Source organism: Longimicrobium sp. (assembly GCF_036387355.1).
GTDB lineage: Bacteria > Gemmatimonadota > Gemmatimonadetes > Longimicrobiales > Longimicrobiaceae > Longimicrobium.
Genome location: NZ_DASVTX010000062.1, coordinates 1 through 12,615, shown reverse-complemented (window position 1 = coordinate 12,615; position 12,615 = coordinate 1). Strand labels below are relative to the sequence as shown.

Sequence of the window (12,615 nt, the reverse complement as noted above, 5' to 3'; positions counted from 1 at the left end):
CCGCCGCCGCCGCCCCCGCCGCCGCCGCCCCCGTCGGTGCCGCAGCAGCCGCTGCCGCCCGCCATGGGGTCGCCGCCCAGCGAGAGCGCCGCACCGGCGGGCGCTCCCGCGTCGGCGCCGGCTGCGCCGCGCCCGCGCGCGCCCGAGTGGACGCGCCCCCGGACCCCGTCCGTGACGCGGGTGGACAGCCTCCGCGCCGGGCTGCGCGCCGCCCCGCGCGACCGTGAGCTGCGCAACCAGCTGGCGGAAGCGCTCTGGGGCCGCGGCGACTGGGCCGCGCTGCGCGACCTGGCGGTGGACTGGCAGCCGTACGATCCCGAAAATCCGCAGGTGTACGAGGCGTGGGGCGAGGCCGCGCTGCGGCTGAACCGGCGCGACGAGGCGGAGCGCGCGCTGGGGTCGCTGGTGGAGGTGGCGGATGGCAAGCCGGAACTGCTGCAGCGCGCGGGGCTCCTGCTCCTTCGCGTGAACGCGGCCCGCCTGGCCGAAACGCCGCTGCGGCGCGCGCTGGCCCAGCGGCCGGACCGGGTGAACGGGTACCGGCACCTGGCGCTGATGCTGTGGCAGGACGGGCGGGAGGAGGAGGCCGCGCGGGTGCTGCAGGACGCCACCCGCCGCACCTTCCCCGACTGGTACCGCGATGCCCAGCGCGTGGTGAAGGAGGAGCTGGGCTACGTGCTGCGCGCGTGGATGCTCAAGGAGCCCCGGCGCGCGGCGGAGATCCGCGGCGAGGCGGCGGAGTACGGCGTGGACCTGAACCGCCGCGACGCGCTGCGGGTCACGCTGGCGTGGGAGGCGGACGGCAACGACGTGGACCTTCACGTGGTGGACCCGGCCGGCGAGGAGGCCTACTACGCGCATCCCCGGACGGCGCAGGGGCTGGAGCTGTACCAGGACATCACGCAGGGCTTCGGGCCCGAGGTGGTGCGCGCGGAGCGGATGGCGCCCGGCGCGTACCACGTGGGCGTCACGTACTTCAGCGCGGGCGCCATGGGCGTGAGCCGCGGCGTGCTGGTGGTGATCCGCTCCAGCGGGGCCTCGCAGGCGCCCACGGTGCAGATCCACCCCTTCCGGCTGGTGGCCGGCGACCCGTCGAGCGTGCGCTTCGTGGCGACGGTGAAGTAGGATGGCGGGCGTCCGCGCGCCGGATGGAGCCCCGGCTCTACCCGGTAGCGCGGGCGCTCCAGAAAGGGCGGGGCGGGCGAGGGGTGCGCGAGGAGAAGGTGTTGTGCGGCAACGGATTGCGGGAAGCGGAGGCACGGCCCGCGGGTTGCCTCTGGCGGCACGGTCCCGATTCCCACCCGAGGACCCTCCCCCTTTCCCACCCGGAGAACGCCATGTCCGAGAAGAACGAGCAGGTCGTCTCGTCCACCGACGAGGAGCTGAGCGAAGCCAGCCTGGAAGCCGTCGCGGGCGGCACCACGCAGCCCACGTCCATCGTCGGCTGCATCGCCGAGCCCACCGTCTGCCCCACCGCGGATCCGCCGGGCTGCTGGACCCCCATCGACCCGGCGATCCTGCTCATCAGCTGAGCTGCGCATTCGGCCGGCGCACCCGGCCTGACCCGCTCTCCCACCAAGTCCCCGGCGCCCCCGCGCCGGGGACTTGGCGCATCAGGGCCCGCCATTCCCTCCGCGTCCCCGTGACGGCCGTTCCTCACGCGCGGCCGCGCGAAAGCTCGCGCCCGGGCACCCGGCCGGGGGGCGCGGCACATCCCGGGAACGTGGAATCAAAAGAATCGTTTACCGACGATCCGAGAAAGGAGCCGCATCTCTACCCGGTAGAGCGCCGGCTCCATCGGGCACGGGCGTACGGATGGGGTGGTTTGATGTAAACCAAGCAAAGAGAATGACTTGCGTGCCGTGCCATGAATGGTATGCCCGTTGCTTTATGAGTGGCCGTCCGGGAAGAACGGCGACACGGTTCCTGCCGGTAGCGGACAAGAAGCCGGACCCCCATCCGGAAAAAGACGGGCAGGAGCACGACACACCGAGTACCCCGGCCGGCGACGACTGCCGGCCCCAAGCGGAGCCTGCAACACCGCAGTTCCCGCATCATCACCCCACCTGAGTGGAGGACCACCATGGAGTACACCGTCGAGCGGTACCACAGCGATCCCGAGTTCCAGCAGAAGGCCGACGAGATCATGGCCGCCGTGCTCGGACGTTCGTCGACCGACGCCGAGTTCCGCCGCAAGCTGGTTGAGAACCCGGCCGAGGCCCTGGCCGACTTCACCGGCACGGACGCGTCGAACTTCCAGAACCTGACCGTGCGCTTCGTGGAGAGCAAGGCCGCCGCCACGCTGGTGCTGCCGGATGCCGTCACGACCAGCGAGCTTTCGGACAGCGACCTCGAGGCGGTTGCCGGCGGCAGCGAGCCCGTCAGCGGCACCGTGATCCTGATCGCGGCGTGCGTGGGCCTGGCCGGTGCGGCCCTGGGCGCCCTGGCCGCCGGCATGACGCTGGGCAACTGATTCGCCTCCCCATCCTGTTTTTCGCAACTCCACTACCCTACCCTACCCAACCGAGGATACAACCATGAATCAGCAGTCCGTCATCGAGATCATGCAGACCAACCCGGAAGCCGCCGAGCAGGCTCGCCAGCGCATGGAAGGCGTGCTCGTCCGCTCCGCGACCGACCCGGCGTTCCGCGCCCAGCTGCTCAGCGAGCCCCGCGCCGCCCTGTCGTCGTACTTCGGCGCCGAGCTGCCCGAGCTGGACATCGTCTTCATCGAGAACCAGGCCAACACGGCCACCATCGTGCTGCCGGACTTCGTGGACGTGTCGGCTGAGCTGTCGGACAGCGACCTGGAAGCGGTCGCCGGTGGTTCGGAGCCCTTCACGCTGACCGCCGCCGCGGCCATCGGCCTCGTGGCCGGCGGCATCGCGATCGGCTCGGCGCTGACCGTGATCGGCTACGCGATCGTCAACTGATCCAACGGTACCACGGAGCGGGGCCTCGCGCCCCGCTCTGCACGGGGGCGTGGAGCCAAGGCTTCACGCCCCCCGGTCCGTCCGTGGCGCGCCCGCGTCTTGCGGGCGGACCGTCGTCCATCGTCCCATTCCGACTCTGTCCGGAGACCCCATGGCATCGCACAAGATTCTGCTGGGCGCCATTGCCGCCGCCCTGGTCCTGGCCCTCGCCGGGCTGTTCCTGCTGCACTCCCGCACCCAGCAATGGAATCCCGGGCTCATCGTGCTGGCCGCGCTTTCGCTGGCCGCGCTCGCCGTTCTCTCTTTCCGTCGTTCCTGAACCGTGGCTTCCTCCACGCTCTCCCCCCCGCTGTCCCCCGCGCCCGACGCGGCGGACGCGCTGGCCGTGCTGCGCGACACGGTGCGCCGCGCGCGCCCCCTGCACGAGCGCATGGACGCGTACCTGGCCCATCCGTGGCCCGCGCCCGCCGCGCCCGACCCCGGGGCGGCCCGCCGCCTGGACGCTTGGCGCGCCGCCGCGGTGAACGGCGACGCGGCCGCCTTTGCCCTGCGCCTTTCGTGGGACGGGCTGGACGAGGCGTCGGCGCTGGCCATGCTGAGCGACGAGCACGCGCCGGACCCGGCCGACGCGGAGCTCCCCGCGTGGGCGCGCGCGCTGGACGAGGCGTACGGGCTCACGGAGCCGCGGGCCGAGCCCGCCGTGGAGTGCGCCCCGGCGGACCGCGTGCTGGATGCCGCGGACCCGCTCCCCTTTGAGCCCGTCTTTCTTCCCCTGGTGCGCTGGGGGCGCGAGCAGGTGCGCCGCGCGGCGGGTGACGCGTATGCGCTGCTGGCCGACGACGCGCACGCCGCGCTGGAGCGCAGCCTGCTGCGCCGCGTGACGGGCACGGGCGCGCAGGCGCTGCTCACCCGGCTGGGCGTAAAACGGTCGCTGCGGTCCATGGGGCTGGCCGGAACGTTCGCGGGGGGGATGTACGGCGAGATCGTGGATGAATTCCGCCGCGGCGAGATGGTGCGCTTTGCCGGGCAGTTTCCCGTGGCCGCGCGGCTGCTGGGCACGGCGGCGACGCTCTGGGTGGAGGCGGTGTCGGAGTTTCTGCTGCGCCTGCGGGCGGACGCGGCGGACATCCAGGCCACGCTGGCCGGCGGCCTTCCGGTGGGCCCCGTCGCGTCGCTCACCTGCGACGCCTCGGACTTCCACTGCGGGGGCCGCTCGGTGTTCCTGCTCACCTTTGCCAGCGGCGCGCGGGCGGTGTACAAGCCGCGCCCCCTGGCGCTCGAGCCGGCGTTTGCCGAAGTGGCGGCCTGGCTGGCCGCGCACCCCGGCGCGCCGGCGCTCCACTCGCCGGCGCTGGTGCAGCGCCCCGGCTACGGGTGGATCGAGTTCGTGGCGGGGGCGCCCTGCCACGACCGGGCCGCGGTGGACCGCTACTACCAGCGGTGCGGCGCGCTGCTGGCCGTGGCCTATGCCCTGGGCGGAACGGACTTTCACTACGAAAACCTGTTGGGCGCCGGCGAGCACCCGGTGCTCATCGACCTGGAAACGCTCCTCTCCCACCGCTTTGACCTGGTGGAAAAGGTTCCGGCGCAGGGCTTTGGCGCCGAGGGCGTGCGGTCGGCGCTGCAGACCAGCGTGGTGGGAGTGCAGATGCTGCCCCGCCTGAAGGTGTCGGCCGCCGGCCAAGCGGCCAACGCAGGGGCGCTGGGCGGCGAGGCGCCGCCCGCCGGGCCCATGCAGGTGATGGTGAACGGCTGGGTGGGGTGCAACACCGACGAGATGAAAACGGGCGCGGTAAAGTCCACCATCCCCGCGTGCGGCGGCAACCTGGCGCTGCTGGACGGCCGCCGCGTTCCGGCCGGGGAGCACGTGGACGCCGTGGCCGACGGCTTTGCGCGAACGTACCGCCTGCTGGCCGCGCACCGCGCGGAACTGCTGGCGGCGGACGGCGCGGTGTCGCGGCTGCGCGGCCGGCCGGTGCGCTTCATCCTGCACCACACCAGCCTGTACGCCACCCTGCTGGAGCGCTGCCTGCACCCCACCCACCTGGTGGACGGCGTGGCGCGCGGCATTCAGCTGGACGCGCTGAGCCGGCCGCTGGTGAGCCTGGGCCGCAAGCCGGCGGTGTGGGGCGCGCTGCGCGCCGAGCACCACGACCTGGAGCGGATGGACGTGCCGCTCTTTGCGCCGCTCTCCGATTCCACCGCGCTGCCGCTGGTCACGGGCGGCCAGGCGGAGGGGTGCTTCGTGCGCGACGCGTGGAGCGAGGCGGTGCGCCGGCTGGGGTCGCTGAACGAGGCCGACCTGTCGCGCCAGGTGGAGGTGATCTACGCCACCTTCCGCGCCGACGCCGCGCGCGAGCTGGCGGTGGTGACGGCGCCGCGCTCCGCCGGGCCCGAGGTGGAGGGAACGCTGCCGGAGCTGGCGCTGGCGGAGGCGCGCGCCATCGCCGCGGGGCTGCGCGGGAGCTTCATCGGGCCGGACGGCGGCGAGGGCGGATGGTTTTCGGTGGGGTACGTGCCGCGGGCGCGCCGCTGGGACACGGGCGCCGGCGCGGCCAACCTGCTGGACGGCTACGTGGGGACGGCCTGGTTTCTGGCCGCGCTGCACCAGGTGGACCCGGACGGCGGCCATGACGGCCTGGCTCGCGAGGCGCTCCGCCCGCTGACGGAGCGCCTGCACGAGTACGAGGCGATGTTCCGCCTGCGCCGGGACCGCGACCTGGGCGCGGGCACGGGGCTGGGCTCGCTGCTGTACGCCCTGCCGCGGCTGGCGCACTGGCTGAACGACGACCGGCTGGCGGACGCGGGGCGGCGCCTGGCCCGGCTGCTGGACGGGATCGCGGCCCCGGCGGCGGACCGCTGCGACCTGCTCTCCGGCGCGGCCGGGGTGATTCCCGGGCTGCTGGCCATGCACGGCGCCGGCGACGCGGACGCGCTGGGCCGCGCGGCGGCGGCGGGGCGGGGGATCATGTCCGTCCGAAAGATCGAGCCCACCACCAAGCTGGGGCTGTGGCAGACGGCGCCCGGGCGCGCCGACGTGGGCTACGCGCAGGGGCAGGCGGGAATCGCCTCGGCGCTGCTGCGCCTTGCCGCGGTCACGGGCGAAGCCGCGCTCGTGGACGCGGCGCGGCAGTCGTTCCAGTTCGAGCGCATGCTGCTGGGCGCCGACCTGGGGCGCTGCCCCGAGGCGCTGGCGGGGTGGGGAATCGCGGCCACCGGGCTGGGGCTGGCGCGCCTTCCCGCGCTGGCTTTGGGGGAGGACGCCGAGATCCGCGCGGACGTGGAGGCGGCCGTCACCGTGGTGCGCGCGCACCTGCTGGAGGGTTCGGACGCGGCGCACGCCGGCGCGGCGGGCCGGGTGGAACTGCTGCTTTCCGCGGGCGCGGCGCTGAACCGTCCGGAGTGGGTGCGCGAGGGGCAGGACGCCGCGCGCGCCATGGTGCGGCGCGCCCGCGCGACGGGCGGATGGCGGACCGGGTGGGAGCCGTTCACGCACCCGGGGCTGTTTGCCGGGGTTTCCGGGATCGGGTACCAGCTGCTGCGCGCGGCGCACCCGGAGCGGTTCCCCGCCGTGCTCGCCTGGGAGATCTGATCGCGGGTTCCGCCCGCACCCGGGGCCGGACGTCATCCGGGGACGGCTCGCCGCGGATGGGGGAGCGGATGGAATCGCCGCACCGACCGCGGAACGTCCGCCCGAACGGACGGGGAGGGGGCCTCCTTCGGCCCCACCGGCTCCGTCCCCGGTGCACCGTTCCGCACTTTTCCCCGGCCACGCAATCGAAAGCGCCGCCCTCCGGTCCGGGGGGCGGCGCTTTCAGTCCTCGGCCGGCCGGCGCGGAGCCGTGCCCGCGCGCCGGGGCGCGGACGCTCCTTACTCCTGCGTCGTCGGGATCTGGTACTGCGGCAGCACGATCCCGACGATGACCGCCGGCATGATGAGCGCCGTGCTCGTTCCGCCCGCCACCGTTTCCAGCTCCGTCTCGTCCAGCTCAGTCTGCGGGATGGCCTGCGCCTGCTCCTGGATCTGCTCGTTTTCCGACATCGTGGGGTGTCCCGCGTGGGAGGAATGAGGTGGCCGGGACGTCCGGCCCGGCGCATGCCTTCAACGCAGTGCACATGCCCCGGCCGGCGCGCGCGTGAACGGCGCGGTATCAACGTTTTCCATCGCCCGCCACGCCGGGCCCGCCCCCGGAATAGGGGCGTGGCTCTACTCGGTGGCGGCCGCGCTCTATTCGCGGCGGGGGGAATGCGACGGGGGAGCGGCCACCGGTGCGGCCGCTCCCCCGTCTTACCCTCGCGTGCGAGCCCGCGGTCAGTCGTTGCCGGTGACCAGGTTGTACAGGGTCGTCGTCGTGGTCACCACGTTGTTGACGATCAGCTTGAGGGTGGAGTCCGTGCCGCCGGCCACGGAGGCAAGATCGTCCTCGCTGAGTTCGACTTCGGAAACGGCCTGCGACGGAATGGATTCGTTCTGCGACATGGGGTGTGCTCCTGGAGGGGGAGGGGCGGGCCGGAAGCGAGGGTGCCGTTGGCCCGGCACGTGCCCCAACGCACCCCGCATGCCGGTTTGCGCCATCCCGCAAGTGCTCCCGGGGCAAGCCTTTGCCTCGTCCGGTGCGCCCGCCGGCCCCCGCTGCATAGAGGCGTGGCTCCACCCGATCGCGCTCTTCCTCTATTTCTCCCGTTACGCGCCATGCTCCTGTCACCCATCGCCCCCGCCGGCCCCCGACTGTCCCGCGACGCGCTTGCCCGCATGGTCGCGGGCGCGGCCAGCATCGCCGAGCGCCTGGGCCCCGGGTTCGGGCCCGACCCGGACGCCGATCCCGCCCTGGCCCGCGCCCGCCTGGCGCGCTGGCGCGAACTGGTGGCGCGCGGCAGCGGCGAGAACTTCGCCCGCCGGCTGGCGTGGGAGGGGCTGGACGAGTCCGCCGCCCTGCGCGCCGTGGGCGAGGTGCGCATGGCGCCCGGCGCGGCGCTCCCCGAGTGGGCGCGGCTCGCGGCGGAAGCGTGCGCGGCGCCGGCGATGGACCCGGACGCGCTGCTCGCCGCCTGCGAACCCCCACCGCTCTACCCGGAGATGATGGTTCCCATCGTCGCCGCGGCACGGGCGCGGCTGCGGAGGGAGGCGGCGGCGCACCACGACCTGCTGGCCCCCGAGGCGCACCTGCGCTACGAGGCGGCGCTGCTGCACCGGCTGTGCGACTTCGCCGAGCGCGCGGTGCACGCGTTCCGCGCGGAGGGCGGGGAGAAGGCGACGGCGGCGCTCCTGGTCCGCTATCCCGTGCTGGCGCGCCTCGCCTGCCAGGCCGCTCTGGACTGGGTCTGCGGCACGGCGGAGCTGCTGGCGCGGCTGGCCGCGGACCGCGCGGAGCTGGGGCGCGCCTTTGGCACGGGCGATCCGGGGCGGGTGGCGGATGCGCGCGCCGGGCTGTCAGACGCGCACGAGGGCGGCCGCACCGTGTCCATCCTCCGCTTCCAGGACGGGACGCGGGTGGTGTACAAGCCCCGCCCGCTGGGCGCGGAGCGCGGGTTCGCCGCCGTGGCGCACTGGCTCAACGGCGTGGCTGAAGGCCCGGAGCTGCGGCCCCTGCGGGTGCTGGACCGCGGCACGTACGGATGGACGGCGTACGCGCAGCAGGCGGAGTGCGCCGACGAGGCGGCGGTGGAGCGCTACAACGAGCGCAGCGGAAAGCTGCTCTGCCTGGCGTACCTGCTGGGCGGCGAGGACCTGCACATGGAAAACGTCATCGCCTGCGGCGAGCACCCGGTGCTGATCGACCTGGAAGTGCTCCTGCGCGCCCGCGCGGCGGACGACGGGTTCGGCGGGGCGGCGGGGATGCCGCACTTCAAGGACGAGCGCCACTCCGTCCTGTCGCCGGGGCTGCTGCCGCGGCTGTCGGCGCTTCCGGACGGGCGCAACTACCTGTCCGGCGGGCTGGTGGACTGCGGGCCGGGGTACGGCAACGCGCCGCTGATGCGGGGCGCGCCGGCCACGGGGGACGCGGGCCAGGCGGTGCAGCGCGGCTTTCGCCAGGCGTTCCGCGCCATCCTGGCCGGCCGCGACGCGCTGCTGGCGGCGGACGGGCCGCTGTCGTCCTTCGGCGCGGACCGTTCGCGGGTCATCCTTCGCAACACCTCGGTGTACGGCTCGCTGCTGCAGCGCACGCTCACCCCGCGCTTTCTGGAGAGCGGCGCCGAGCGCAGCATCGAAATCGACGTCCTCCTCCGTCCCGCCGTCCGCCAGCCCGACCGGCACCGCCTGTGGCCCGCGTTCCGCGACGAGGCGCGGCAGCTGGAACGGATGGACGTTCCCGCCTTCCACATGGGCGCGCGCGACACTGCGCTGCGCACCGGCATGGGTCCGGTGGAGGGGTTTGCCGGCGAGAGCGGGCTGGACCGCGCCATCCTCAAGCTGCGTTCGCTGCACGCGGGGGAGATGGACGACCAGGCGCACTGCATCCGCATCACCTACGCGTCGCGCCGCCTGATCCGCGGATGGCCGGCGCGCGACGCGGCCGCGGCGCGCGGCGGGGCGGCGGCGCGTGCGCTCGGCGCGGCCGGTGAGATCGCCCGTTGGCTGGAGGCGCTCGCGGTAGACGAGGCCGGATCGCCGTCGTGGATCGCGCTGGGCGGGGGCGAGGTGGAGCCCGCCGGGGATGGGCTGGGGCAGGGGCGCGCGGGGATCGGCCTCTTTCTGGCCGCACTCGCGGCCGTCGGCGGGGCGGGGGAGCACCGCGCGTTCGCCCTGCGCGCGCTGGCGCCTGTCGCCGCCGCCGTCGGTGATCCGTCCACCCGCGCGCGGATGGCAGGGCGGATGGGGATCGGCGCGGTGAAGGGGATGGCCGGCGTTGCGTGGGGGCTGCTCCGCGCCGGCGGCCTGCTGAACCACGACGGCCTGCGCGCCGCCGCCCTGGACGCGGCACGAGCCATCCCGCTCTCCGCGATCACGGCGGACCGCGAGCTGGACGTGTTCGGCGGGGCGGCGGGGGCGCTGCTGGCCCTGCTGGCCCTGCACGCCTCCACGGGGCGGGACGATCTGCTGCGCCGCGCCCGGCTGTGCGGCGACCGCCTGCTGGCGGCGCGGGAAGCGGACCCCGCCACCGGGCTGCGCGCGTGGCGCCGCGCGGGCGACGGCGACCTGGGCACCGGCTTTGGCCACGGCGCGGCGGGAATCGCGCACGCACTGCTGCGGCTGCACGCCGTCACCGGCGACGCGGCGCTGCACGGCGCGGCGGAAGAAGCGTTCGCGTTCGAGCGGTCGCTGGCCCGCGTGGAGGAAGGCGACTGGCTGGACCGTGCGGGCGACCGCGCGGCGCCCCCCACCTTTCGCCCGCTCTGCGCCTGGTGCCACGGGGCCGCGGGGATCGGGCTCGCGCGCGCGGCCGCGCCCGCCGGCTTCGGATCCGCCGTGCAGAGCGACTTGCTGCGCGCCGTGGAGGCCGGGGCCCACGCGGGGACGGCGGGCCCCACCACGCTCTGCTGCGGGGTGATGGGGCGCGCGGAACTGCTGCTGCGCGCGGCGGACGCGCTGGGCCGCCCGGCGCTCGCGGAGCAGGCGCGCGCGCTGGGGGACCAGCTGGCAGCCAGCGCGCCGGGGCGGAGCACCTGGGCGGCGGGAACGCTGGATTCCGCCTTCACCCCCGGCCTCTTTCAGGGGATCGCGGGGATCGGATACGGGCTGCTGCGGCTGCACCATCCCGGACTCATCCCCTCCGTGCTGCTCTGGGACTGAGGCGCGGCGGAGAGGGGGACGATGGAGGACGGGGAGCCCGCGGCGGGCTCCCCGTCGCGCATGCGGCGATGGAGCCGGGGCTCTACCGCGTGGAGCGCAGGCTCCACTAACGACCAGGGAGCGTTCGCCGCGGTTGCGGGCAAGCCGATGCGGCGCAACTGCTTGGCGCGGCGCGAAGGCGTGGCCCCGCCGTTGCCTTGTCCATCCCCCGCAGGCCCTCTCCCCTCCCGCACTCCAAGATCCCCGATGTCTGAGAACACGACGCCCCAGGTCCGCGCCGAAGAGCCCGAGCTTGCCGACAACGCGCTGGAGCAGGTGGCCGGCGGCTGCACCGTCGACAGCCAGCTGATGGACCCGCAGCTGACCGTCACCAAGCCGATCCTGATCCTCACCACACCCACGCTCTGAGCCGCGCCGGCACCACGCCGCGCGATTTTTTCGGGCGGGCGGGAGATCGTCTCCCCCCGCCGCCATTCCGGGGCGCCGCCCCGCATCTACAGGAGCACGACCATGTCCGAGAACGAGAAGCCGCAGGTGCGCACCGACGAGCCCGAACTGACCGACGACGCGCTGGAGCAGGTGGCCGGCGGCTGCCAGTGGGGCGAAAGCGGAACGGGCAACACGCTGAACACCCTGAACACCATGACCGATGGCGGGGGAATGATGACCATCACCCCGATCGTCACCGTCGCCTGACCGGCCGCCGGTAGAACGACGCGAGCGGCGTCCCTCCGGGGGCGCCGCTCGCGTCGCGTACGGACCCGCGGCACCGGAACCCCGGCGCTGCCGCGTTTTCAAACCTCCGCCCCGCCCGCGATGATCTCCCTCGCCGACACCCTGGACTGCCTCGCCGCCCACCTTCCCGCCCCGCTGGCCGGAACGGGGGCGTACGGGGCCACGCGCGCGGTGGCGGCCCAGCTTCCCGCGGCACTCACCCGCTGGACCTACCTGGAGTGGCGGCTGGGCGGGCGCCCGGGCCCGCCCGACCTGATCGTGGAAATCGACGGCGCCGGGCGCGAAATCCTGACCGGCGCGGCGGGCCCGCTGCGGCTGCCGGAGGCGCTGGCGGCGGAGCCGGTGTGGCGTCAGGTGATCGGCCTCTGCCACCGCTGGGCAGAGGCGGGGTCGCCCCTGCGCGAGTGGATCGAGTGCCTGTGGCTGGAGTTCGACGTGGCCGCGCGCCCGCCGCACGCCCCCGCTGTTCCCGGCGTGTTCGTCGGGTTTTCGGAGGCGGCCAGCGCCTCCGGCGGCGCCGCCGCGCGCTGCGCCCGCGCCGAGGCGGCACTCCGCGCGCTGCTGGGCGCGGCGCTGGACGACGCGCGGCTCGCCGTGCTGCGCCGCTGCTTTCACGCGCTGCCGGTGGGCGCCCGCGTGCTGTACGCCGGGTCGCTGCTTCCCCGCGGCGACGGCACGCTGCGCCTGTGCGTGACGGACGTGGCCGCGCGCGACCTCGCGGATTACCTGCGCGCGGCGGGGTGGCCCGGCCCGTACGGGCGGCTGGTGCGGCTGCTGGACGAGATGGACGGCGTGCGCGACGGCGCCTTTGCCCGCGATCCCGCGCTGGTGCACCTGGACCTCGGGGCCGGAGGCGTGCAGCCCCGGCTGGGGCTGGAGTACGTGTTCGGACGCAGGGAGCAGGCGCGGGGAACGCTGCCGGACGCCGCCTTTCTGCGGCACCTGGCCGGCGCGGGGCTGTGCACGGAGGACGAGGCGGCGGCGCTGGCCGCGTTTCCCGGCTGCGACACGCGCCAGCTTCCGCACGAGCTGTGGCGCAGCCTGGTGCTGCGCCGCGTAAACCACGTAAAGCTGGTGCTGGATGGTGACGGCGAGCCGGAGGCCAAGGGCTATCTGGTGCTGCACCACCGGTTCTGGAACCGCCCCGTCGCGCCCACCGGCCGCGCGGCCTCTCCCGCCCGCCGCGAGCCCCTGCTCGTTCCCGCCTGAGCCGCG

11 protein-coding genes and 1 pseudogene are annotated in these 12,615 nt (G+C 74.7%); 10 read left to right on the top strand and 2 right to left on the bottom strand.

Annotated features, from left to right (window positions below; translation table 11 throughout):
• The 6 genes and pseudogenes from VF665_RS03070 to VF665_RS03045 all read left to right on the top strand — a co-directional run.
• Nucleotides 1-1,125, top strand: a pseudogene (locus tag VF665_RS03070) (hypothetical protein); the annotation flags it as partial.
• Nucleotides 1,126-1,337: 212 nt separating this feature from the next.
• Nucleotides 1,338-1,532, top strand: a complete 195-nt coding sequence (locus tag VF665_RS03065) for a hypothetical protein (protein ID WP_331051932.1) — start codon at nt 1,338-1,340, stop codon at nt 1,530-1,532.
• A 551-nt stretch (nt 1,533-2,083) separates the two neighbouring features.
• Nucleotides 2,084-2,473: a hypothetical protein gene (locus tag VF665_RS03060; RefSeq protein WP_331051931.1), complete on the top strand. Its 390-nt coding sequence runs from the start codon at nt 2,084-2,086 to the stop codon at nt 2,471-2,473.
• 64 nt (nt 2,474-2,537) lie between these two features.
• Entirely contained in the window at nt 2,538-2,933 is a 396-nt protein-coding gene (locus VF665_RS03055; RefSeq protein WP_331051930.1) for a hypothetical protein, read from the top strand.
• Nucleotides 2,934-3,084: 151 nt separating this feature from the next.
• A complete protein-coding gene (locus VF665_RS03050) occupies nt 3,085-3,252 on the top strand; it encodes a hypothetical protein (RefSeq protein WP_331051929.1) in 168 nt (55 codons plus the stop codon).
• Between the two features lie 3 nt (nt 3,253-3,255).
• Nucleotides 3,256-6,525: a type 2 lanthipeptide synthetase LanM family protein gene (locus VF665_RS03045; RefSeq protein ID WP_331051928.1), complete on the top strand. Its 3,270-nt coding sequence runs from the start codon at nt 3,256-3,258 to the stop codon at nt 6,523-6,525.
• Between the two features lie 279 nt (nt 6,526-6,804).
• Here VF665_RS03045 and VF665_RS03040 read toward each other — a convergent pair whose 3' ends face one another.
• Both VF665_RS03040 and VF665_RS03035 read right to left on the bottom strand, forming a co-directional pair.
• Nucleotides 6,805-6,975, bottom strand: coding sequence for a hypothetical protein (locus VF665_RS03040; protein WP_331051927.1), 171 nt, complete (start codon nt 6,973-6,975; stop codon nt 6,805-6,807).
• Between the two features lie 270 nt (nt 6,976-7,245).
• Entirely contained in the window at nt 7,246-7,413 is a 168-nt protein-coding gene (locus VF665_RS03035) for a hypothetical protein (RefSeq protein ID WP_331051926.1), read from the bottom strand.
• Nucleotides 7,414-7,626: 213 nt separating this feature from the next.
• Here VF665_RS03035 and VF665_RS03030 point away from each other — a divergent pair, with 213 nt between their 5' ends.
• From VF665_RS03030 to VF665_RS03015, 4 genes are all read left to right on the top strand, one after another.
• Nucleotides 7,627-10,665, top strand: coding sequence for a type 2 lanthipeptide synthetase LanM family protein (locus VF665_RS03030; RefSeq protein ID WP_331051925.1), 3,039 nt, complete (start codon nt 7,627-7,629; stop codon nt 10,663-10,665).
• A gap of 246 nt (nt 10,666-10,911) precedes the next feature.
• A complete protein-coding gene (locus tag VF665_RS03025; protein ID WP_331051924.1) occupies nt 10,912-11,073 on the top strand; it encodes a hypothetical protein in 162 nt (53 codons plus the stop codon).
• A 102-nt stretch (nt 11,074-11,175) separates the two neighbouring features.
• Entirely contained in the window at nt 11,176-11,361 is a 186-nt protein-coding gene (locus VF665_RS03020) for a hypothetical protein (protein WP_331051923.1), read from the top strand.
• A gap of 120 nt (nt 11,362-11,481) precedes the next feature.
• Nucleotides 11,482-12,609, top strand: coding sequence for a hypothetical protein (locus tag VF665_RS03015; RefSeq protein ID WP_331051922.1), 1,128 nt, complete (start codon nt 11,482-11,484; stop codon nt 12,607-12,609).
• Nucleotides 12,610-12,615 lie beyond the last annotated feature (6 nt).

Coding starts and splice junctions, on each gene's coding strand:
- VF665_RS03065 (WP_331051932.1), top strand. CDS start 1,338: ATGTCCGAGAAGAACGAGCAGGTCGTCTCGTCCACCGACGAGGAGCTG.
- VF665_RS03060 (WP_331051931.1), top strand. CDS start 2,084: ATGGAGTACACCGTCGAGCGGTACCACAGCGATCCCGAGTTCCAGCAG.
- VF665_RS03055 (WP_331051930.1), top strand. CDS start 2,538: ATGAATCAGCAGTCCGTCATCGAGATCATGCAGACCAACCCGGAAGCC.
- VF665_RS03050 (WP_331051929.1), top strand. CDS start 3,085: ATGGCATCGCACAAGATTCTGCTGGGCGCCATTGCCGCCGCCCTGGTC.
- VF665_RS03040 (WP_331051927.1), bottom strand. CDS start 6,975: ATGTCGGAAAACGAGCAGATCCAGGAGCAGGCGCAGGCCATCCCGCAG.
- VF665_RS03035 (WP_331051926.1), bottom strand. CDS start 7,413: ATGTCGCAGAACGAATCCATTCCGTCGCAGGCCGTTTCCGAAGTCGAA.
- VF665_RS03030 (WP_331051925.1), top strand. CDS start 7,627: ATGCTCCTGTCACCCATCGCCCCCGCCGGCCCCCGACTGTCCCGCGAC.
- VF665_RS03025 (WP_331051924.1), top strand. CDS start 10,912: ATGTCTGAGAACACGACGCCCCAGGTCCGCGCCGAAGAGCCCGAGCTT.
- VF665_RS03020 (WP_331051923.1), top strand. CDS start 11,176: ATGTCCGAGAACGAGAAGCCGCAGGTGCGCACCGACGAGCCCGAACTG.
- VF665_RS03015 (WP_331051922.1), top strand. CDS start 11,482: ATGATCTCCCTCGCCGACACCCTGGACTGCCTCGCCGCCCACCTTCCC.